The following is a 19,226-nucleotide window of genomic DNA, read 5'->3' on the forward strand; positions in this document are numbered from 1 at the left end:
ATATGAGCATCGACCCCGCCGAGGCCCTGATGGCCATTGCGTCGCGCCTGCGCGCGGCGGGGCGGGCGCCGGAGGCGGCGACGGCGTATCGCCAGCTGCTGGCGTTGCGGCCCGACCTGCCGGACAGCTGGTTCAATCTGGCCCTGATGGAGCGCCGGTCGGGACGGTTCGAGGCGGCGCTGGCCGCCTATGCCGAGGCGTTACGGCGCGGCGTGTCGGGGCCCGAGGAGGCCTGGCTGAACCGGGGCGTGATCCACGCCGACGACCTGGGGCGGCACGATCTGGCGCTGAAGGATATCGAGGCCGCGCTGACGGTCGCGCCGGACTTCCTGCCGGCGCTGCTGAATCTGGGGAATCTGCACGAGGACATGGGGCGGAGGGAGGCGGCGCGTGACGCCTATGCCCGGGCGCTGGCCGTGGCGCCGGATCATCCGGTGGCGTTGGCGCGGTCGGCGGGGCTGGCGCGGCCGTCGGGACCGGGCGATCCGGTCATTCAGGGCCTGCGCACGGCCCTGGCGCGGCCGGACCTGCATCCTGACGATCAGGCCGAACTGGGGTTCGCCCTCGGCAAGGCGCTGGATCAGGTCGAGGCGTGGGACGACGCCTTCGCCGCCTATGCCGCCGCCAACGCCGCCAGCCGGGCCGCGGACCCGGAGGGGGCGGTCTATGACCGGGCGGCGCACGAGCGGTTCGTCGACCGGCTGATCGCCGCCTTTCCCGAGCCGGCCACGCCGGCTCCCGCGTCGGACAGGGTCCCGGTGTTCATCTGCGGCATGTTCCGGTCCGGCTCCACCCTGGTGGAACAGATTCTGGCGGGGCACAGCCGGGTCACGGCGAGCGGCGAGCTGGGGCTGGTCCCGGCGCTGGCGCGGTCGCTGGAGCCGTATCCGGAGGCGTTGGCCGGCGCGGCCCCCGAAGTCATCGACCGCCTGCGCAAACTGTATCTGGACGGGCTGAACGCCGCGCGACCCGGCGCGGACGTGGTCACCGACAAACGGCCCGACAACTTCCTGCACATCGGCCTGATCAAGGCGATGTTCCCCGATGCGCGCATCGTCCACACCGTGCGCGATCCGCTGGATACGATCGTGTCCAACTGGTTCCTGCACCTGGACCGGTCGATGGCCCACGCGCTGGATCTGGACGACCTGGTCCACTGGCACGGGCAGTACCGCCGGCTGATGAGGCACTGGAAGCGGCTGTATCCCGACATCCTCGACCTCGACTACGACGCCCTGGTGGTCGAGCCGCGTCCGGCGATCGAGGGGCTGCTGGGTCATCTGGGGCTGGCCTGGGAGGACGCGGTGCTGGACTTCCACAAGGCCGACACGGGCGTGCGGACCGCCAGCGTCTGGCAGGTGCGCGAGCCGCTGTATCGACGGGCGTCGGGGCGGTGGCGGAACTATGAGCGGCATCTGGCGGGGGTGAGGGCGGGGCTGGGGATTTAGCCGCCCTCCTTTGCTGTCGTCATCCCGGCGAAGGCCGGGGCCCCGCGGCGCGCGAGAGCGCGAAACTGTCGGACAGGTCTGCCCGATACATCGTGCGTGAACAGATCGCCTTCGGCGCCGCTGGGTCCCGGCCTTCGCCGGGATGACGACAAGAAGAGGCGCGCGCGAGCCGCCTTCCCCCGAAATGGGGGAAGGGATAGTCAGGGCCGATGTCCGATCCCGCACCCCCCGTCGTCATCCTCGACAAGTCCCAGATGGCCGAGAATATCGGCGCCGTGGCGCGGGTGATGGCCAATTTCGGGCTGTCGGAGCTGCGGCTGGTGGCGCCGCGTGACGGCTGGCCGCAGGAGCGGGCCTGGGCCATGGCCTCGGGCGCCGACTGGGTGCTGGAGGGGGTGAAGGTTTTCGACAGCGTGGCGGACGCCGTGGCCGACCTGAACACGGTCTTCGCCGCCACGGCCCGGCCCCGGGAGACGCGGATGGCCGTGCGCACGCCGCGCGAGACCGCGCGCATCCTGTTCGACGACCGGGCCTCGGGCCTGAACATCGGCCTGCTGTTCGGCGGCGAGCGGGCGGGGCTGGAAACCAGCGACATCGCCCTGACGCAAGGGATCGTCACCATCCCCATTGACCCGCGGCACCATTCGCTGAACCTCGCCCAGGCCGTGGCGATCAACGCCTATGAGTGGCGCACCACCGTGCTGGACGCCCCGCCGCCGCGTTTCCGCGAGGGCGATCCGCCGGCGTCGGGGGCCTTGATGCTGGGGATGTACGAGCATCTGGAGCGGGAGCTGGACGACGGCGGCTTCTTCCATCCGCCGGAGAAGCGGCCGTCCATGGTGCAGAACCTGAGGGTCATGCTGGGGCGGTCGGCCTTCTCCGAGCAGGAGGTGGCGACCTTCCGGGGGGTGATCACGGCGTTGTCGAAGGGGCGGGGCCGGGTGCTGGCGAAGCTGGCGGCGAAGAAGGCCGGCGAGGGCTAGGCGGCGCCGCTCAGCGTCAGGCGCATGAAGACGGTGCCTTCCACGGGCGTGTCGTAATAGGCCGGCGTCTCTTCGAACCCGGACTGGCGGTACAGGCGCTGGGCGGCGGCCATCGTCGGCAAGGTGTCGAGGCGCATCTCGCGGTAGCCCAGCCGGCGCGCTTCGTCGGTGACGGCGTTCATCAGGGCGCGTCCGAGGCCGAGACCGCGACCCTGTGGAGAGACGTAAAGGCGCTTCATCTCGCAGACGCCGGGGTCTGACAGCGGCCGCATTCCGACACAGCCGATCGCCTCGCCGGCCGTATCACGCGCCAGCAGCAGGGCGCCGGCCGGGGGTGCGTATTTGCCGGGCAGGCCGGCGAGCTCGCCCGCGAAATCCTGATAGCCGAGATCGACATCCAGGGACGCGCCGTAGGCCTGGAACAGGCGGGCAATGGCGGCGAGGTCCTCAACCCCCTGCACGGGCCGAATGGTGAAGCTGGGCATGACGCCGAAAATCGGCCAGCCAGCGGGGCGAGTCGAGGCAGGTTGCGCAGAAAGCGGCGATGGCGTGAGAAACCTGTCGGAACCGCACTCAAGACTTGAACCGCCCGCCCACCGGTGCGACCCCTCCGCACCTGCAGGAGGAGCCGTCCATGAAAACCCGCGCCGCCGTCGCCTTCGAGGCCAAACGTCCGCTGGAGATCGTCGAGGTCGATCTGGAAGGGCCGCGCGCCGGCGAGGTGCTGATCGAGATCAAGGCGACCGGCATCTGTCACACCGACGCCTATACGCTGGACGGGCTGGACTCGGAGGGGATCTTCCCGTCGATCCTGGGCCATGAGGGCGCGGGGGTGGTGGTCGAGGTCGGGCCGGGGGTGACCTCGGTGGCCGTCGGCGACCATGTGATCCCGCTGTACACGCCCGAGTGCCGGCAATGTAAAAGCTGCCTCAGCCGCAAGACCAATCTGTGCACCGCCATTCGCGCGACCCAGGGCAAGGGGGTCATGCCCGACGGCACCAGCCGCTTCAGCTACAAGGGGCAGGCGATCGCCCACTATATGGGCTGTTCGACCTTCTCGAATTTCACCGTCCTGCCCGAGATCGCGGTGGCGAAGATCCGCAAGGACGCGCCGTTCGAGAGCGCCTGCTACGTCGGCTGCGGCGTGACGACCGGGGTCGGGGCGGTGGTCAATACGGCCAAGGTCGAGCCGGGGGCCAACTGCGTGGTGTTCGGGCTGGGCGGGATCGGGCTGAACGTCATCCAGGGGCTGAAGATGGTCGGGGCCGACATGATCGTCGGCGTGGACATCAACGATACCAAGGAAGAATGGGGCCGGCGCTTCGGCATGACCCATTTCGTCAATCCGAAAAGCGTGACGGACGTGGTGGCGCATCTGGTCGAGCTGACCGGCGGCGGGGCGGACTACACCTTCGACTGCACCGGCAACACCACGGTGATGCGTCAGGCGCTGGAAGCCTGCCACCGCGGCTGGGGCGAGAGCATCGTCATCGGCGTGGCCGAGTCCGGCAAGGAGATCGCCACGCGGCCGTTCCAGCTGGTCACCGGCCGGGTGTGGCGCGGCTCGGCCTTCGGCGGCGCGCGCGGGCGGACGGATACGCCCAGGATCGTCGACTGGTACATGGACGGCAAGATCGAGATCGACCCGATGATCACCCATACGCTGCCGCTGGAGCGGATCAACGAGGCGTTCGAGCTGATGCATGCGGGGGAGAGCATTCGCAGCGTGGTGGTGTTCTAGAGGCTTGCGTCGCCGGGATAGTTGTTTAAAAAAACTATCTGAACCTAGGGAGGGAAGTCATGTTCACCCATCTGACCGTCGGCGCGAACGACGTCGAGGCGTCGCGGAAATTCTATGATGCGGCGCTCGGGGCGCTCGGACACGAGCCGGGCAGCGGGCCGGACGCCAAGGGCCGGTACTGGTGGCGGACGGCGCGGGGCGCCTTCGCGGTCGGCACGCCGATCGACGGCGAGCCAGCCTGCCACGCCAACGGCGGCACCATCGGTTTCGCGGCCGCGGACGGCGCGGCGGTGGACGCCTTCTACAAGGCCGGCGTGGAAGCCGGCGGCACGGCCATCGAGGACCCGCCCGGCATCCGCGGCGGCGCCTTCGGCAAGTTGTACCTCGCTTATCTGCGCGATCCGTCCGGCAACAAGATCTGCGCCCTGCACCGGGTGGTGTGAGGCATTTCGATCCGCTCATCCCCGCGAAAGCGGGGACCCAGTGCTTTGGAGGATCGGTCCCGGTAGACTTGCCTCGAACGATGTCCTGAAACGCCGGCGACTCGCTGGACAGAACTGGGTCCCCGCTTTCGCGGGGATGAGCGGAATATGAAAGTCACGAAACAGCATCAGGTCCACGGCGGCACGCTGCGCTACCTGACGCACGGCAGCGCGACCACCGGCACGGCGATGACCCTGTCGGTGTTCGTCCCGCCGGGGGAGGGGCCGTTTCCGGTGCTGATCTGGCTGTCGGGCCTGACCTGCACCGAGGACAATTTCACCACCAAGGCCGGGGCCTATCGGGCGGCGGCCGAGCATGGGGTGATCGTCGTCGCGCCGGACACCTCGCCGCGGGGGGAGGGCGTGGCGGACGACGATGCCTACGATCTGGGGCAGGGGGCGGGCTTCTATATCGATGCGACCCAGGCGCCCTGGGCTCCGCATTTCCGCATGGAGAGCTATGTCGTCGAGGAGCTGATCGGGCTGATCGACGCGGAATTCCCGACCACGAAGGCGCGGTCGATCAGCGGCCATTCCATGGGCGGGCACGGGGCGCTGACGCTGGCGCTCAGGCATCCGCACCTGTTCCGCTCGGTCTCGGCCTTCGCGCCGATCGCCTCGCCGACGCGGTGTCAGTGGGGTGAGAAGGCCTTCACGGCCTATCTGGGTCCGGACCGCGCGGAATGGGACGCCCATGACGCGGCGCGGCTGATCGAGCGCGGCGTGGGCGAGGGCTGTTACGACGACATACTGATCGACCAGGGCGACGCCGATCCCTTCCTGACGGAACAGCTGAAGCCGGAACTGCTGGTCCAGGCCGGGGAGGCGGCGGGCCAGAAGATCAGCCTGCGGATGCAGCCGGGCTATGATCACTCCTACTTCTTCATGGCCAGTTTCATCGGTGACCATGTGGCCTTCCACGCGAAAAGGCTTAAGGCCTGAGCGCATGACCGAGACAGCCGCCCCCGACTACGCCCCGATGTTCGCCGCCCTGTGCGTCGAGGTCGGCATCTGCCTGCATCCCAAGGGTGAGACCAGGGTCCAGGCGGCGCTGGCGAACGGGCTGGACGCGGCGGTGCGGGCCGTGTTCGACGCCGAGGGCGTGGATTTCGCCTCCTCGACCGGAGACCTGCGTCGGGCCGTGCGCGACTGCCTGAAGGCGCATCTGCCGCAGGGTTAGGCGGAACGAAAATCCACGGCCCGGCTTGGGTTCGGTGAGCGGGCGCCTAGATACGGGCTCCCCCCGAACCCTGTCGCAAGGAGCCTCCCCATGGCCTTCACGCTCGCCCCGCTTCCCTACGCCTATGACGCCCTGGAGCCGGCCATCGACAAAGAGACGATGACCATCCACCACGACAAGCATCATCAGGCCTATGTCGACAATCTGAACAAGGCCGTGGACGCCGACGCCAGCCTGCAGGGCAGGACGCTGGAAGAGTTGTTCGCCTCGATTTCGACGGCGCCCAGGGCCGTCCGCAACAACGGCGGCGGGCACTGGAACCACAGCCTGTTCTGGGGGCTGCTGGCTCCCGCCGGCCAGACCGGCGAACCCTCGACCGAACTGGCCGCCGCCATCGACCGCGATCTGGGCGGGATGGAGAAATTCAAGGAGGCGTTCAACGCCGCCGGGGTCGGCCAGTTCGGGTCCGGCTGGGCCTGGCTGATCGTTCAGGACGGAAAACTCAAGGTGAGTTCGACCCCGAACCAGGACAATCCGCTGATGGACGTGGCCGACGAGAAGGGCGCCGTCGTTCTGGCCGCCGATGTCTGGGAACACGCCTATTATCTGAAATACCAGAATCGCCGGCCCGATTATCTGAAGGCCTTCTGGACGGTGGTGAACTGGAACAAGGCCAACGAACTGTTCGCCGCGGCGGGATGATCATCGGATTCTGCTGAACGGCCTCTGGCGCGACGGATGCGGTGGCCTATTTCAAGCGCTGCCGTATCCAACCGAGAGCCGACAGATGAATGTGCACGCCCGTCTCGCCGCCGCCGCCCTGATTCTGGCCTCGATCACCGCCTGTTCGCCCGAGGCCGGGAAGGGCGCGGCGTCCGCCACGCCCGCGCCCGCGGCGGTTCAGAGCCCCGACGTCCACGCCTTCCGCATCGGTGCGCTCGAGGCGGTGGCGCTCAGGGACGGTGTGATCACGCTCGCCAACAAGTCCGGGGACAGTCCCTGGGCGGACACGGCGGGGGCGCGGGCGGTTCTGACCGCCGCCGGGCAGTCCGGCGAGACCATTCCCCTGTCGGTTCAGCCGTTGCTGGTGAAGGACGGCGACCGCGTCGTTCTGATCGACACGGGCGCGGGCGGCCGGATGGGGACGCAGAACAGGCTTGTGGCCTCGCTGCGGGCGGCCGGGGTCGATCCGACCATGGTGACGGACGTCCTGATCTCGCACGCCCACGGCGATCATGTCGGCGGTCTGGTCGGGGCGGATGGTTCACTGACCTTCCCCCGGGCGATCGTCCGCATCAGCGCCCCGGAGTGGGAGTATATGAAGGCCGGCGCGGCGCGGGCCGGCGAAGCCGCCTTGCTGGCCGCGGTAACCCCGAGGGTCCAGCCCTTCGCGCCCGGCGCCCAGCTCACGCCGTCTATCAAGGCCGTGCCGCTGGCGGGGCATACGCCGGGACATTCGGGCTATGAGATCCGGTCGGGGACGGAAAGTCTGCTCTACGTCGGCGACGCCCTGCACAGCTCGGTGATCTCGGTGCAGCGGCCGGACTGGGTCAACGCCTGGGATACGGACAGCGCCGCCGGCGTCGCCACGCGTCAGGGCCTGCTGGAGCGCGGGGCGACCGGGTCGTTGCGGATTTACGCCGGCCATTTCCCCTTCCCGGGACTGGGCCGGTTCGAGCGCAAGGACGACGGCTTCGTGTGGACGGCGGAACGCCGGGACTGACGTCGGGGGGCGGCGTGTGAAACTGAAATGGACCGCCTTGGGCGGGCTCGGGGCAATGGTTCTGCTGGCCGGTCCGGTCATGGGGCAGACGCCGCCGTCGCGGCAAGGGTTCGATATCCGGGTGGGCGCGGCTCCGGCTCCTGTCAGGATCGGCGGTCAGACGCGGCTGGTTCATGAGCTTCAACTGAGCAATTTCGCCCCGACCGCGCTGGAGGTGCGGAGGATCGAGGTGATCGACGGTGCGACCGGCCAGGTCCTGACCGATCTGCAGGGATCCGCCCTGGACGCCGCCCTGGGCGGATCGCGCACCGTGCCCGCCAGCGCCTTTGTCCTGGTCTATCTGGAGGCGCCCGTGGACGGGCCCGCGCCCGATCGTCTGCGTCATCGGTTGACCTTTGCCGGCCCGGACGGCCGCGAGACGGTCGTGGAAAACGGCGAGGTCCGGATCGACCGGGCGCCCCTGCCGCTGCTGGGACCACCCCTGCGCGGCGGACCCTGGGTCGCCGTCTATCAGCCCGACATGGAGCGGGGACACCGTCGGGTCGCATACGCCGTCGACGGACAGGCGCGCGTGCCCGGGCGGTTCGCGATCGACTGGATCAAGGTCGACGAGACCGGCGCGACGGGCCGGTCGGGCGAGAGCCGGCTGGACGGCAATTTGTCGTTCGGGGCCGAGGTGCTGGCCGTGGCCGACGGCGTGGTCGCGGCGACGCGGGACGGGGTTCCCGATCCCGCCGACCTGAGCGGGGTCGACAGGGTCGCTCTGGAGGACGCGACCGGGAACTATGTCGCGATCGACATCGGCGGCGGGCGCTACGCCTTCTACGAACATCTGAGCCCGGGCCTGAGGGTCCGGCCCGGCGACCGGGTGCGGCGCGGACAGGTGATCGGAGCGCTGGGTTTCACGGGTCAGGCTTCGGGACCGCATCTGCATTTCCACCTCAGCGACGCGCCGGAGCCCTTGCCCGCCGAGGGCCGACCGTATGTGCTGGAAGGTTTCAGGGTGGTCGGACGCTATCCCTCGATCCAGGCCTTCGGACGCGGCGAGCCCTGGGACATGGCGACGGAAGCCGACGGGGAGGGCCCGTCCTTTCCCGCCCACAACGTCGTGGTCTGGTTCGAAGACCCGCCGACGGTTGACCGTTGAGGCCCGATCCGTCATAAGCCCGCCCTCACGCATCCGGCTTGCCGGTCGCGCGAACCACTACGGACGATGCGTGGACCGCCGTTGAGATCGTCTCTCCAGTTGGGGAGGGACCGGGCCGCATCATGAGAAGAGTGACATATGTCCAAGCGCCATAGCGCCAAGTACAAACTCGACCGGGTCATGGGTGAAAACCTGTGGGGTCGCGCCAAGTCCCCCGTCAACAAACGCTCGTACGGCCCCGGCCAGCACGGCCAGCGCCGCAAGTCGAAGGTCTCCGACTTCGGCCTGCAGCTGAAGGCCAAGCAGAAGCTGAAGGGCTACTACGGCAACATCACCGAGAAGCAGTTCGCCGCGACGTACGAGGAAGCCTCGCGCCGCAAGGGCAACAGCTCGGAGAACCTGATCGGCCTGCTGGAGTCGCGCCTCGACGCCCTGGTCTATCGCGCCAAATTCACGCCGACCGTCTGGTCCGCGCGTCAGTTCGTCAGCCACGGCCACGTGACCGTCAACGGCAAGAAGGTCGACATCGCGTCGTACCGTCTGAAGGTCGGCGACGTCGTCGAGGTCAAGGAAAAGTCCCGCAACATGGCGCTGGTGCTCGAAGCCCAGCAGTCGTCGGAACGCGACATCCCGGACTACATCGAAATCGGCGACCGCGGCTTCTCGGTCCGCTTCGTCCGCGTGCCGGAGCTGGCCGACGTGCCGTTCCCGGTGAAGATGGAGCCGAACCTGGTCGTGGAATACTATTCCTCGTAAGGCGGCTAACGCGCGGCCGCGCCGCTTGAGCCGCGCAGAGACTGGAAAGGCCCCGGAGCGATCCGGGGCCTTTTCTGTTTCCGGTCTGACTTTCCTTCGCCGGCGAACACGCGCATTTTAGTCACCTGGGTTCGGCGAGGAGGCCGGGGATGAGATTGATCGCGACAGCCGCCGCCGTCCTGGCGCTCGTTCCCATGCTGTCCGCCTGCGTTATCGTGCGCCAGTTCACGAACCAGCCCCGGATGCCCGAGACAGCCTCATTGCCGGGTCATGTCGAGCCGGTCCACGCGGCCGTCATCGCGCAGAACCAGGCCGCCTTCTGGGTCAGTTCGAATGGCTGCACGGCCAAGGCCGACATCCAGCCGGTGGTGCGCCAGTCCAGCGACGGGCCCATCATCACCCTGCGCCGGATCAAGGAAGACCGCTGCCGTCAGGTCCAGCCGGAAGGCGTCGAGATGCGCTGGTCATTCGAGGAACTGGGTCTGGCCGACGGCTCGCGCCTGTCGGTCGAGAACCCCTACCAGTTGCCCCCGGGCTAGGTCCGACGCTCGAAGGCAGGCAGCATGTTCGCCGGAATGCGGTGCGGTCGCATGGTCGCGGCGTCGACGAGCACCCATTCCGAGACGCCCTGGGCGCACAGCCGGCCCTCGCCATCCTCGATGCGGACAAATCGGCTGAAGCGCGGTCCCTGAGGGTCGCCGACCCAGGTGCGGGCCACAACGTCCCGCGCCTCGGGCGGGAGAGGGCGGAAATAGTCGATCTCGTGCCGGACCGCGACCCAGGACCAACGGGTCCGGGTTTCGGCGTCGAAACGGGCGTTCCAGTGGGCCGTGCCGGCGTCCTGCAGCCAGCCGACATAGACCACGTTGTTGACGTGGCCGTTGTCGTCGATGTGTTCGGGCAGCACCGTCAGCGGGACGACGAAGATTTCGCGGTCCTCGCGCGGCTCGAGGACCGCGCGGGCCATCAGGTCCCGGAGTCGTCGGCGCCGTCGCCGAGGGACACGCCCTTGTCGGCCATCAGGGTCTGAAGCTCTCCCGCGTTGAACATCTCGCGCACGATGTCAGATCCGCCCACGAATTCGCCCTTCACATAGAGCTGGGGAATGGTCGGCCAGTCGCTGAACGACTTGATGCCGTCGCGCAGGGCGTCGTCCTGAAGCACATCGACGCCGACGAAGCTGGCGCCGATATGGTCGAGGATCTGCACCGCCAGCGAGGAGAAGCCGCAGCGCGGCGCGTCCGGCGTGCCCTTCATGAACAGGACGACGTCGTGCTGGTTCACCGTTTCGCCGATGAAGGCGTGGACGGGGTCGGCGTCGGCGGCGGAAGTCACGACTTGGTCGGTCACGGGTACTGGCCTTTCAGTGAAGGCCGTCAGGTATGGACCGCGAGCCGGGGGGTCAAGGGGAGTGCGGCCTCAGGCCGCCTTGGCGCCCGCGACTCGCGCCATCTCGATCTGGGCGGCGAGACCGGGCGGCATGTCGCGGTCCGGCACCTGCGACAGTGTATTCAGCCGCTCGATGTCGCTGGCCTCGATCATGACGCTGGAGACGGAGGGGTCGGTCAGGGCGTAGGCAAGGCAGATGGCCTCGGCCGTCCAGTTGTTGGTGCGGTGAAGGAAGGCGAAGGTGCCGGCGTGGGCCAGCGGGCCTTCCTTGACCCTGGGTCCGCCGCCGAAGCCGAACAGGCCCTTCTTCTTCTCGACGTGGGCGCTGGCCGCCTTTTTCGCGGTGTTCAGGCTGTCGGGGAAATAGCCGTAGACGAAGATGGCCATGTCCTGCTCGCGGGCTGCGCGCAGGCGCGAGCGAATCTGCCAGCTGGCGTTGACATGGAACGGCGTGGCCAGGACGTCGAAGGCGCCGGTCGAGACATAGGTGTCCATCACATCGCCGTCGCCGGACACGCCCAGCAGCCGGACGCGCTGGGTCGCCCGCAACGCCTTCAGCGCATTCAGCGTGGACTGGGGCAGTTCGTTGTCGACGGGCTCGTCCAGCAGGGCCATGTCGAACCAGCCGAGACCCGAGGCGTGCAGGGCCCTGTCGATGGCGGAGGTGATGCCCTCGGCCGAGAAGTCGCGGTCAGAGCCGCGGCGGCCGTCGCCGGCGCCCAGGGTCAGCGAGACCTGCACCAGCTTGCGGTCGACGTGTTTGAGCGCCTGGCCCAGGACTTCGGCCAGGACGGGATCGGCGGTTTCGAGGCGGTAGCTGTTGATGCCGGCTTCCAGGGCCGAATAGACCAGTTCACGACCGGCCTCGGGGCCGCCGGCGATGTCGCGGGCGCCGAGGCTGAGGGTCAGGGCCGAGACGGCCTGTCCGGCGACGCCGAAGGGACGGTAGCGCATGGTCTCAGTCTCCCGCCAGGTTCGAAGGGGGCGGCGTGGACGTTTCGAGCGCCAGCGCGTGCAATTCGCCGCCCATCCTGCCCTTCAGCGCGGCATAGACCAGCTGATGCTGGCGCACGCGGGGAAGACCGGCGAAGGCCGTGGAGACGATGCGGGCGCGATAGTGGTCGCCGTCGCCCGCCAGATCGTCGATGACGATCTCGGCGTCCGGAAAGGCTTCGGTCAGGCAGCCGCGAAGCGTTTCGACAGGCATGGGCATGGAAGGCGCGGTCTCCGGATTCGCGGGGATGATGCGCCGTAAACCTTAATGGCTGGCTACGCGCGGGCTAGCGGGCGAGGCGTTCCAGCAGCACAACGGGAGCGCCCTTGTAGGTCGTCTCGACGTAGGGGACATACCCGGCCCGCTTCGCCAGCGCATGGGACGGGGCGTTGTCGGGCGAGATCATGCAGACGGTGCGGGGCGCGTTCAGCGCCTCGTCGCACCAGGCGAGGGCGGCGGACAGGGCCTCGAACGCGACGCCCTTGCCCTGAAACCGGGGCGCCACGCCCCAGCCCAGTTCGGGCGCGTCGAAGGCGGGGCTCATGATGCGACGGTAGTCCAGCACGCCGACGCTGCCGACATGGTCGCCCGTCGCGGTCTCGCGGATGGCCCAGTTGCCGTAGCCCAGCGCTTCCCAATGACCGATGTCCCGCAACAGGCGGAACCAGACGTCCTCTGAACTGAGCGGCGCGGGAAAGATCGCCGTGGCGAAGGCGGGGTCTCCCCAGAGGGCGACGAGATCGTCCAGATCGGACAGGGCGACCGGGGCCAGGGTCAGGCGTTCGGTGATCAGGGTGGTCATGTGAAGAGCGCTCCCGCGCGTTCGATACGCGTGCGGCCGGCGGCGTCGGTGACGGCGAAGGTGAAGCCGGGCTGGAGGGCGAAGGCGCCGGCGCGTCCGGCCTTGTCCAGAGCCAGCAGGGCGACCTGGGAGCCGGCGACCCTGGCGCCCCGCAGGCGGGCGAGCCGTTCGATCACGGAGCGGCAGGCCGCCGTCGGGCCGAGGCCATGACGCATGGCCTCGACGACCGAATGGGCGCCGGCCACGCGCACGACGTCCTCGCCGACGCCGGTGGCGGCAGCGCCGCCGACCTCGTCATCGACATAGAGGCCGGCGCCGATGATCGGGCTGTCGCCGACGCGGCCGCGCATCTTGAAGGCCATGCCGGAGGTGGTGCAGGCGCCGGCCATGCGTTGGTCCGCGCCGATGGCCAGCAGGCCGATGGTGTCGTGGTCGCCCGGTCCGCCGGGCATCCTGCGCCAGTCGGTGTTCTCGCTGTTGGGACGGGGGGCGTAGTTCGCCGTCTTCAGCCATTCGCGCCACGCCGCCTCGGCGCGGGGGGTCAGAAGGTTCTGCGTCTCGAAGCCCTGATCGACGGCGAAGGATCGCGCGCCGGGCCCGATCAGCATGGTGTGGGGGGTGCGCTCCATCACCCGGCGCGCCACCGAGACCGCGTGAACCACGTCCTCGAGCGCGCAGACCGCGCCGATGTCGCCGGCCCAGGTCATGACGCAGGCGTCCAGCGTCACCCGGCCGTCGCGGTCGGGCAGGCCGCCCAGGCCGACGGAGGAATTGCTTTCGTCGGCCTCGGCCACGCGGCCGCCGGCCTCGACCATGTCCAGGGCCGAGCCGCCACCCCGGCGCGCGGCCCAGCCGGCGGCATTGGCCGCGGCGCCGAAGTCCCAGGTGGAGACCATGATGTCGGACGCCCGATCCTGCGCGGCCGCGGGCCCGGCCATGACGACGAGCGGCGTCGCCCCCAGCAGCGCCCTGCGCGACGGCCCGCTCACATCAGCCCCAGTTGCTTGAAGCTGGCCACGCCGTCGCGGCCGACGATCAGGTGGTCGTGCACGTCGATGGCCAGGGCCCGGGCCGCCTCGATGATCTGGCGCGTCATGTCGATGTCGGGCCGCGAGGGCGTGGGATCGCCCGAGGGGTGGTTGTGGACGATGATCATGGAACGGGCCGAGAGCTCCAGCGCCCGCCGCACGACCTCGCGCGGATAGACCGGGGCATGGTCGACCGTGCCGCGATTCTGGATTTCGTCGAGGATCAGCTGATTGCGGTTGTCGAGGTAGAGGACGCGGAATTGTTCCCGCGGCTCGTGCTGCAGGCTCAGGCGGACGTAGGCGATCAGGGCGGTCCAGGACGAGATGACGGGGCGGGCGGCGGCTTCCTCGCGGGTCACGCGGCGGGCGACCTCATGCAGGGCGGCGAGGTCCAGGGCGGTTTCGGCGCCGACCCCCCTGGTGCGGCCCCGGGCGTCCTCGGCGCGGACGGTCATCAGGTCCTCGACCGAAGCGGCGAGCACGGCCGCCAGCGAGCCGAACCGGGCCAGCAGGGCCTTGGCGACCGGTTTGACGTCGCCCTGCGGCTGGCTGCGGAACAGAAACAGCTCCAGCAGCTCATAGTCGGGCAGGTGTGGCAGGCCGGCGCCGCGGGCGCGCTCCCGGAGACGCTCGCGGTGGCCGGAGAGGCCGGCGCTTCTGATGGCGACGACGTTGGCGGGCGACGCGTCCTGACGCGGCGCGGGAGCCGGGAGCGGGAAGGTCAGCACTGCGGACATGGCGGCCTCCGGAGAATGACCGCACGTTGCCAGAACAGAAACAGAACGTCCAGTCAGCCGGGCGCGCCCGGTCAACCGGTCAGAATTTCGGCCGGAACAGTCCCGCCGGGCTGGCGCTGAAAATCTCGAGCCCGTCCTCGGTCACGCCGATGGTGTGCTCGCACTGGGACGACAGGGACTTGTCGCGGGTCACGGCGGTCCAGCCGTCGGACAGGACCTTCACGTGCGGCTTGCCGAGGTTCACCATCGGCTCGACGGTGAAGAACATGCCCTGTTTGAGCGTCGCGCCCTCGCCGCGGCGGCCGTAGTGCAGGACGTTGGGGCTGTCGTGGAACAGCCGGCCGATGCCGTGGCCGCAGAAGTCGCGCACCACCGACATGCGGTTGGCCTCGACCACCTGCTGGATGGCGTAGCCGATGTCGCCGAAGGTATTGCCCGGCTTGATCTGGGCGAGGCCGGCGTCGAGCGAGTCATAGGTGACGTCGATCAGCTTGCGGGCGCGGGCGTTGATGTTTCCGACGGCGTACATGCGGCTGGAATCGCCGTGCCAGCCGTCAACGATGACGGTGTGGTCGATGTTGACGATGTCGCCGTCCTTGAGGACCTTGTCGCCCGGAATGCCGTGGCAGACGACGTGGTTGATCGAGGTGCAGACGGTCTTCTCATAGCCCTTGTAGCCGAGGCAGGCGGGCAGGGCGCCGTGGTCGAGGGTGAACTCGCGGATGCGGTCGTCGATCTCTGCGGTCGTCACGCCCGGGACCACGAAGGGGGTGATCATGTCCAGCGCCTCGGCCACCAGACGGCCGGCCTTGCGCATGCCTTCGAAGGCCTCGGCGTCGTGGACGCGGATCTCGTGGGTGCGGACGAAGGCGTCGTCGTCCAGTTCGGGGGTCTCGTACATTGGATCGGCTTTCGGGGCGGCGGGTCGTGTGGGCTGGGTCTCAGGTGGGAGACTATAGCACAAACCTCAAGGCCGGGTTGAGGCGACCGCTGCATCAGCGCGTCCCAACTTCGGGACTCAGGCGGGATAGGCTAGACTTCGGGCATGACCAATCCATCCCCCACCGCCGCCGTCCTGATCATCGGCGACGAGGTCCTGTCCGGGCGGACCCAGGACACCAATCTGAACACCATCGCCCGGTTCCTGGCGGCGCTGGGGATCGACCTGATGGAATGCCGGACGGTCGGGGACCGCACGGCGCAGATCGTCGACAGCCTGAACGCCCTGCGGGTCGCCCACGACTATGTCTTCACCACCGGCGGCTTAGGGCCGACGCATGACGACATCACCGCCGACGCCGTGGCGACGGCCTTCGGCGTGGCCCTGCCGGAACATCCCGAGGCGATCGCCATTCTGGAGCGGCGCTATGGCGACGACTTCAACGCGGCGCGGCGGCGGATGGCGCGGATCCCCGAGGGCGGGACGCTGATCGCCAATCCGGTGACGGACGCCCCGGGATTCCAGATCGGCAATGTCTTCGTCATGGCCGGGGTGCCGAAGATCATGACCGCCATGCTGGAGGACGTGGCGCCGCGGCTGCGAACCGGGGCGGTGGTTCACGCCCGGACGCTGCGGGTGACGGGCGTGGGGGAAGGGTCGATCGCGGATATCCTGACGGCGGCGGCGAAGGCGGAGCGCGAGATCAGCTTTGGCAGCTATCCGTTCGGACATGGGTCGGTTGGCGAAATGGGGACCAATCTGGTCGCGCGCGGACGCGATGCGGCGAAGCTGGATGTGGCGGTCGAGGCGCTGGCGGCGGAACTGAAGGCGGCGGGCGTGGCGGTCGAACCCGCCTAGCGTCGGCGGAACGCGTTGGCCACCGCCGCATAGGCGGGGTTGGCGCGACCACCCGCATCCAGCAACAACGGGCTGTCGTCCGTCCAGCCCTTGCCGTCGGGGCGCAGCAGCCAGCTGTCCGTGTCACGCAGGCCCCAGGTGGTGAAGGCGTAGCGCTGGCGTTCCGGCAGGGCCATGAAGGCCTCGGCCAGCTCGCCGACGCGGGCGACCTGCTGGGCGCGTCTGGCGGCGAGGGAGCGGGTGTCGAGCCGGTTGTCGGACCGCATGGAGAAGTCCAGCTCCGACACATGGATCGGCAGACCCAGCGATCCGGCGTCCTTCATGAAGGACGTGATCTGGCCGGCGGGGATTTCGATGTCGAGGTGGGACTGGGTCCCGATGCCGCCGATGGGCGCGCCGAGAGTCAGGAGGCGCTCAACCAGCCGGAGGAAGGTCGCGCCCTTCCGGGGGATGTTTTCGAGGTTGTATTCGTTGAGGAACAGGACGGCCTCGGGGTCGGCCGCGCGGGCCTGTTCGAAGGCGCGGACGATATAGCCCTCCTGACCCAGCGCCCGGCTGAAATGGCAGTCGCGCAGGCCGTCGCCGTCTTCGGCCACGGGCTCGTTGACCACGTCCCAGCCGGCCATCTTGCCGCGATACCGGCTGGCCACGGTCGAGACATAGCGGTCATATTCGGCGGCGAACCGGGTCCCGGGCAGGTCGTCGGTGAAGGCCTGTTGGCCTTGCGAATACCAGACGAGCGTGTGGCCGTGGACGCGCAACCCCTGTTCGCGGCCCCAGTCGACGATCCGGTCAGAGGCCGAGAAGTCGTACGTGAAATCGGGCTGCAGGATGCGTTCGGGCTTCAGCTCCCATTCGGGGGTCAGCTGGCTGACGTGTTCGCGCATCCGGGCGACCCAGACCGGGTCCGACAGCTGGCCGGTCATGCCGGTGGCGCCGATGGGGAACGGGGCAAGGGACTTGAGGGGCGCGGCCTCGGGGCCGGGCGTACGGACGGAGGGAAGACGGCTGCAGGCCGCGAGCGCGAGCGGGGTGGCGAGAAGGGAGCGGCGGTCCATCATTCTCCCTCCCCCGAAGTGAGCAGGAAGGATCGCGGAGCGATCCGGGCGGGGCTGGATGAAGCAGCACACGCCGGCGTCGTACAGATGTTCCCCACCCGGCCGTCGCTGCGCGACGACCACCCTCCCCATGAAGGGGAGGGAGAAGCGAGCCTAGCCCGCACGGCGCCTCAGGCCCAGTTCGTCGAAGGCGGCGGTTTCGCGCTTGCCGGCGGCGATGACGCTGTTGAGCCGGGTGGTTTCGGCGACGTGCTCGAACTTCTTCAGTTCCTCGAAGGCGCCGGTGAGGGCGTCGCGGGCGCCTTCCTCCTCGGCGTCGAGGACGACCACGTCGGCCTCGGCCGCGCCCTTGCGCAGCTTCCAGCCGCTCAGATAGGCCTGCAGCATCATGGCGGCGTCGGCGTCGGAGCGGGCGCGTTCCTGTTCGATCTCGGCCTCGGCCTGCAGCACGGCGATGCGCATTTCGGCGGAGGCGCGGCGGGCGGTGATCTCGGCCAGACGCTTCTGCAGCGTCTCGACCTCGTAGCTGGAGATGCGGATCAGCGATTGGGCCCAGGCGGTCATCGGTCGTCTCTCTGGTGCACGGGGGTCACTGGATCATTCCCTGGTTCAGGATTGCTTCCAGCTGGGTAAAGGAATCGGAAAGAGGCGTGTGATCGTCCTTGTCCTGGCCGAGGAAATTCTCGAGCGCGGGATTCAGGGCGATGGCGCGGTCCACGACGGGATCGGCCCCGGTGCGATAGGCGCCGATACGGATCAGCTCTTCCATGTTGGCGTAGGCGCTCAGGCACTGGCGGGCGCGCTTGTTGAGCTCGCGCTCGGGCGGCGTCTGACAGGCGGGCAGGGTGCGGCTGACGGACTTCAGCACGTCGATGGCCGGGAAGCGCCCGCGCTCGGCGATCTTGCGGTCCATGACGATATGGCCGTCGAGGATGCCTCGCACGGCGTCGGCGATGGGCTCGTCATGGTCGCCGCCGTCGACCAGGACGGTGAACATGGCGGTGATCGGCCCGGCGGTGGTGCCGTCGGGGCGAACGGGGCCGGGGCCGGCGCGCTCGAGCAGCTTGGGCAGTTCGGTGAAGACCGTGGGGGTGTAGCCCTTGGTGGTCGGCGGCTCGCCGGCGGCCAGGCCGATCTCGCGCTGGGCCATGGCGAAACGGGTGACGGAGTCCATCAGGCACAGGACTTCCAGATCCTGATCGCGCAGGTATTCGCTGATCGCCATGGTCATATAGGCGGCCTGGCGGCGCTTGAGGGCGGGTTCGTCACTGGTGGCGACGACGACGATGGCGCGGCGCAGGCCTTCCTCGCCCAGTGTCTCCTCGATGAACTCGCGGACCTCACGGCCCCGTTCGCCGATCAGGCCGACGACGACGACGTCGCAGGTGGCCTGACGCGCCAGCATGGACAGCAGCACCGACTTGCCGACGCCGGAGCCGGCGAAGATGCCGAGGCGCTGGCCCCGGCAGGTGGTGGTGAAGACGTCCATCGAGCGGACGCCGAGATCGAGACGCTCGCCGACACGGCCCCGCGAATGGGCGGGGGGCGGAGGCGCGCGCAGGGGATAGGCGGCCGGACCGACGGGCAGGGGGCCCTTGCCGTCGATGGGCTGACCGAAGGCGTCGATGACCCGGCCCAGCCAGGCGGTGGTCGGGCGGACGCTGGCGGCGGCGGAGACGATGCGGATATCGGCGCCGGGGGCCACCCCCTCGACCGGACCAAACGGCATCAGCAGGGCCTTGGCGTCACGGAAGCCGACGACCTCGGCGGGCAGGGGAGAGAGGTGGCGACGCTCGATCTCGGCCCGGGCGCCGACGGCGAGGCGGGACAGGCCACCCCGCGATTCAATCAGCAATCCGTTCACGCCCGCGACCTTGCCGGTCACGACCAGCGGATCGACAGCTTCGACGGCGGCGGCGAGAGTACGCAATGCAGGGCCCCGGGATCAGTCCCTCACGGA

General features: G+C 69.1%; 24 protein-coding genes. 12 read left to right on the plus strand and 12 right to left on the minus strand.

Annotation, left to right across the window (positions count from 1 at the left end):
- Positions 1-2: 2 nt before the first annotated feature.
- Together PSV23_RS03140 and PSV23_RS03145 are read left to right on the plus strand one after the other, a co-directional pair.
- Positions 3-1,448, plus strand: a complete 1,446-nt coding sequence (locus tag PSV23_RS03140) for a sulfotransferase (RefSeq protein ID WP_300466056.1) — start codon at positions 3-5, stop codon at positions 1,446-1,448.
- A gap of 209 nt (positions 1,449-1,657) precedes the next feature.
- Complete coding sequence (locus tag PSV23_RS03145) at positions 1,658-2,431, plus strand: RNA methyltransferase (protein WP_300466057.1); 774 nt, start codon at positions 1,658-1,660, stop codon at positions 2,429-2,431.
- On the opposite strand, the gene PSV23_RS03150 is transcribed toward PSV23_RS03145, so the two are convergent.
- Entirely contained in the window at positions 2,428-2,916 is a 489-nt protein-coding gene (locus PSV23_RS03150) for a GNAT family N-acetyltransferase (protein WP_300466058.1), read from the minus strand. The genes PSV23_RS03145 and PSV23_RS03150 overlap by 4 nt on opposite strands.
- A 149-nt stretch (positions 2,917-3,065) precedes the next feature.
- Between PSV23_RS03150 and PSV23_RS03155 the strand changes: the two genes are divergently transcribed.
- From PSV23_RS03155 to PSV23_RS03195, 9 genes are all read left to right on the plus strand, one after another.
- Positions 3,066-4,172, plus strand: a complete 1,107-nt coding sequence (locus PSV23_RS03155; RefSeq protein WP_300466059.1) for an S-(hydroxymethyl)glutathione dehydrogenase/class III alcohol dehydrogenase — start codon at positions 3,066-3,068, stop codon at positions 4,170-4,172.
- 59 nt (positions 4,173-4,231) lie between these two features.
- Positions 4,232-4,615: a VOC family protein gene (locus tag PSV23_RS03160; protein ID WP_300466060.1), complete on the plus strand. Its 384-nt coding sequence runs from the start codon at positions 4,232-4,234 to the stop codon at positions 4,613-4,615.
- 147 nt (positions 4,616-4,762) lie between these two features.
- Positions 4,763-5,596 carry an S-formylglutathione hydrolase gene (gene fghA / locus PSV23_RS03165; RefSeq protein WP_300466061.1) on the plus strand — a complete coding sequence of 278 codons (834 nt, stop codon included), beginning with the start codon at positions 4,763-4,765 and terminating at the stop codon, positions 5,594-5,596.
- Positions 5,597-5,600: 4 nt separating this feature from the next.
- A complete protein-coding gene (locus tag PSV23_RS03170; protein WP_300466062.1) occupies positions 5,601-5,834 on the plus strand; it encodes a hypothetical protein in 234 nt (77 codons plus the stop codon).
- Positions 5,835-5,924: 90 nt separating this feature from the next.
- Positions 5,925-6,536, plus strand: a complete 612-nt coding sequence (locus tag PSV23_RS03175; RefSeq protein WP_300466063.1) for a superoxide dismutase — start codon at positions 5,925-5,927, stop codon at positions 6,534-6,536.
- An 85-nt stretch (positions 6,537-6,621) separates the two neighbouring features.
- The gene (locus PSV23_RS03180; protein ID WP_300466064.1) at positions 6,622-7,557 is read left to right on the plus strand and encodes an MBL fold metallo-hydrolase; all 936 of its coding nucleotides are present in this window, start codon (positions 6,622-6,624) and stop codon (positions 7,555-7,557) included.
- Positions 7,558-7,573: 16 nt separating this feature from the next.
- Positions 7,574-8,704, plus strand: a complete 1,131-nt coding sequence (locus tag PSV23_RS03185; RefSeq protein ID WP_300466065.1) for a M23 family metallopeptidase — start codon at positions 7,574-7,576, stop codon at positions 8,702-8,704.
- A gap of 138 nt (positions 8,705-8,842) precedes the next feature.
- On the plus strand, positions 8,843-9,460 hold the full coding sequence (gene rpsD / locus PSV23_RS03190) for a 30S ribosomal protein S4 (RefSeq protein ID WP_055828175.1): 618 nt from the start codon (positions 8,843-8,845) through the stop codon (positions 9,458-9,460).
- A 149-nt stretch (positions 9,461-9,609) separates the two neighbouring features.
- Positions 9,610-9,999, plus strand: coding sequence for a hypothetical protein (locus PSV23_RS03195; protein WP_300466066.1), 390 nt, complete (start codon positions 9,610-9,612; stop codon positions 9,997-9,999).
- Here PSV23_RS03195 and PSV23_RS03200 read toward each other — a convergent pair.
- The 8 genes from PSV23_RS03200 to map all read right to left on the minus strand — a co-directional run bounded on the left by PSV23_RS03200 (position 9,996) and on the right by map (position 15,311).
- Positions 9,996-10,427, minus strand: a complete 432-nt coding sequence (locus PSV23_RS03200) for an acyl-CoA thioesterase (protein ID WP_300466067.1) — start codon at positions 10,425-10,427, stop codon at positions 9,996-9,998. The genes PSV23_RS03195 and PSV23_RS03200 overlap by 4 nt on opposite strands.
- Positions 10,427-10,795 carry a Grx4 family monothiol glutaredoxin gene (grxD, locus tag PSV23_RS03205; protein ID WP_370460995.1) on the minus strand — a complete coding sequence of 123 codons (369 nt, stop codon included), beginning with the start codon at positions 10,793-10,795 and terminating at the stop codon, positions 10,427-10,429. Before grxD ends, PSV23_RS03200 begins: the two co-directional genes overlap by 1 nt.
- Positions 10,796-10,879: 84 nt before the next feature.
- Positions 10,880-11,803, minus strand: coding sequence for an aldo/keto reductase (locus PSV23_RS03210; protein WP_300466069.1), 924 nt, complete (start codon positions 11,801-11,803; stop codon positions 10,880-10,882).
- Positions 11,804-11,807: 4 nt separating this feature from the next.
- Positions 11,808-12,062, minus strand: a complete 255-nt coding sequence (locus PSV23_RS03215) for a BolA family transcriptional regulator (protein WP_300466070.1) — start codon at positions 12,060-12,062, stop codon at positions 11,808-11,810.
- A gap of 67 nt (positions 12,063-12,129) precedes the next feature.
- Complete coding sequence (locus PSV23_RS03220; RefSeq protein ID WP_300466071.1) at positions 12,130-12,645, minus strand: GNAT family N-acetyltransferase; 516 nt, start codon at positions 12,643-12,645, stop codon at positions 12,130-12,132.
- On the minus strand, positions 12,642-13,634 hold the full coding sequence (locus tag PSV23_RS03225; protein WP_300466072.1) for a N(4)-(beta-N-acetylglucosaminyl)-L-asparaginase: 993 nt from the start codon (positions 13,632-13,634) through the stop codon (positions 12,642-12,644). The genes PSV23_RS03220 and PSV23_RS03225 overlap by 4 nt, the downstream gene beginning before the upstream one ends.
- Positions 13,631-14,410, minus strand: a complete 780-nt coding sequence (radC, locus tag PSV23_RS03230; protein ID WP_300466073.1) for a DNA repair protein RadC — start codon at positions 14,408-14,410, stop codon at positions 13,631-13,633. Before radC ends, PSV23_RS03225 begins: the two co-directional genes overlap by 4 nt.
- Before the next feature lie 79 nt (positions 14,411-14,489).
- Positions 14,490-15,311 carry a type I methionyl aminopeptidase gene (gene map / locus PSV23_RS03235; protein ID WP_300466074.1) on the minus strand — a complete coding sequence of 274 codons (822 nt, stop codon included), beginning with the start codon at positions 15,309-15,311 and terminating at the stop codon, positions 14,490-14,492.
- Positions 15,312-15,455: 144 nt separating this feature from the next.
- Here map and PSV23_RS03240 point away from each other — a divergent pair, with 144 nt between their 5' ends.
- Positions 15,456-16,208 (plus strand): competence/damage-inducible protein A, encoded by a 753-nt coding sequence (locus PSV23_RS03240; protein ID WP_300466075.1) that lies wholly within the window; start codon positions 15,456-15,458, stop codon positions 16,206-16,208.
- On the opposite strand, the gene PSV23_RS03245 is transcribed toward PSV23_RS03240, so the two are convergent.
- The 3 genes from PSV23_RS03245 to fliI all read right to left on the minus strand — a co-directional run bounded on the left by PSV23_RS03245 (position 16,205) and on the right by fliI (position 19,196).
- Positions 16,205-17,266 (minus strand): endo-1,4-beta-xylanase, encoded by a 1,062-nt coding sequence (locus tag PSV23_RS03245; RefSeq protein WP_300466076.1) that lies wholly within the window; start codon positions 17,264-17,266, stop codon positions 16,205-16,207. The genes PSV23_RS03240 and PSV23_RS03245 overlap by 4 nt on opposite strands.
- 153 nt (positions 17,267-17,419) lie before the next feature.
- Positions 17,420-17,830: a flagellar export protein FliJ gene (locus PSV23_RS03250; RefSeq protein WP_300466077.1), complete on the minus strand. Its 411-nt coding sequence runs from the start codon at positions 17,828-17,830 to the stop codon at positions 17,420-17,422.
- A gap of 25 nt (positions 17,831-17,855) precedes the next feature.
- Positions 17,856-19,196 (minus strand): flagellar protein export ATPase FliI, encoded by a 1,341-nt coding sequence (fliI, locus tag PSV23_RS03255; RefSeq protein ID WP_300466078.1) that lies wholly within the window; start codon positions 19,194-19,196, stop codon positions 17,856-17,858.
- Positions 19,197-19,226: the final 30 nt, after the last annotated feature.

Source organism: Brevundimonas sp. (assembly GCF_029946145.1).
Taxonomy (GTDB): domain Bacteria; phylum Pseudomonadota; class Alphaproteobacteria; order Caulobacterales; family Caulobacteraceae; genus Brevundimonas.

What these genes read in the sequence shown, in the direction of transcription:
- PSV23_RS03140 (WP_300466056.1), top strand. Translation starts at nt 3, where the DNA reads ATGAGCATCGACCCCGCCGAGGCCCTGATGGCCATTGCGTCGCGCCTG.
- PSV23_RS03145 (WP_300466057.1), top strand. Translation starts at nt 1,658, where the DNA reads ATGTCCGATCCCGCACCCCCCGTCGTCATCCTCGACAAGTCCCAGATG.
- PSV23_RS03150 (WP_300466058.1), bottom strand. Translation starts at nt 2,916, where the DNA reads ATGCCCAGCTTCACCATTCGGCCCGTGCAGGGGGTTGAGGACCTCGCC.
- PSV23_RS03155 (WP_300466059.1), top strand. Translation starts at nt 3,066, where the DNA reads ATGAAAACCCGCGCCGCCGTCGCCTTCGAGGCCAAACGTCCGCTGGAG.
- PSV23_RS03160 (WP_300466060.1), top strand. Translation starts at nt 4,232, where the DNA reads ATGTTCACCCATCTGACCGTCGGCGCGAACGACGTCGAGGCGTCGCGG.
- fghA (WP_300466061.1), top strand. Translation starts at nt 4,763, where the DNA reads ATGAAAGTCACGAAACAGCATCAGGTCCACGGCGGCACGCTGCGCTAC.
- PSV23_RS03170 (WP_300466062.1), top strand. Translation starts at nt 5,601, where the DNA reads ATGACCGAGACAGCCGCCCCCGACTACGCCCCGATGTTCGCCGCCCTG.
- PSV23_RS03175 (WP_300466063.1), top strand. Translation starts at nt 5,925, where the DNA reads ATGGCCTTCACGCTCGCCCCGCTTCCCTACGCCTATGACGCCCTGGAG.
- PSV23_RS03180 (WP_300466064.1), top strand. Translation starts at nt 6,622, where the DNA reads ATGAATGTGCACGCCCGTCTCGCCGCCGCCGCCCTGATTCTGGCCTCG.
- rpsD (WP_055828175.1), top strand. Translation starts at nt 8,843, where the DNA reads ATGTCCAAGCGCCATAGCGCCAAGTACAAACTCGACCGGGTCATGGGT.
- PSV23_RS03195 (WP_300466066.1), top strand. Translation starts at nt 9,610, where the DNA reads ATGAGATTGATCGCGACAGCCGCCGCCGTCCTGGCGCTCGTTCCCATG.
- PSV23_RS03200 (WP_300466067.1), bottom strand. Translation starts at nt 10,427, where the DNA reads ATGGCCCGCGCGGTCCTCGAGCCGCGCGAGGACCGCGAAATCTTCGTC.
- PSV23_RS03210 (WP_300466069.1), bottom strand. Translation starts at nt 11,803, where the DNA reads ATGCGCTACCGTCCCTTCGGCGTCGCCGGACAGGCCGTCTCGGCCCTG.
- PSV23_RS03215 (WP_300466070.1), bottom strand. Translation starts at nt 12,062, where the DNA reads ATGCCCATGCCTGTCGAAACGCTTCGCGGCTGCCTGACCGAAGCCTTT.
- PSV23_RS03220 (WP_300466071.1), bottom strand. Translation starts at nt 12,645, where the DNA reads ATGACCACCCTGATCACCGAACGCCTGACCCTGGCCCCGGTCGCCCTG.
- radC (WP_300466073.1), bottom strand. Translation starts at nt 14,410, where the DNA reads ATGTCCGCAGTGCTGACCTTCCCGCTCCCGGCTCCCGCGCCGCGTCAG.
- map (WP_300466074.1), bottom strand. Translation starts at nt 15,311, where the DNA reads ATGTACGAGACCCCCGAACTGGACGACGACGCCTTCGTCCGCACCCAC.
- PSV23_RS03240 (WP_300466075.1), top strand. Translation starts at nt 15,456, where the DNA reads ATGACCAATCCATCCCCCACCGCCGCCGTCCTGATCATCGGCGACGAG.
- PSV23_RS03245 (WP_300466076.1), bottom strand. Translation starts at nt 17,266, where the DNA reads ATGGACCGCCGCTCCCTTCTCGCCACCCCGCTCGCGCTCGCGGCCTGC.
- PSV23_RS03250 (WP_300466077.1), bottom strand. Translation starts at nt 17,830, where the DNA reads ATGACCGCCTGGGCCCAATCGCTGATCCGCATCTCCAGCTACGAGGTC.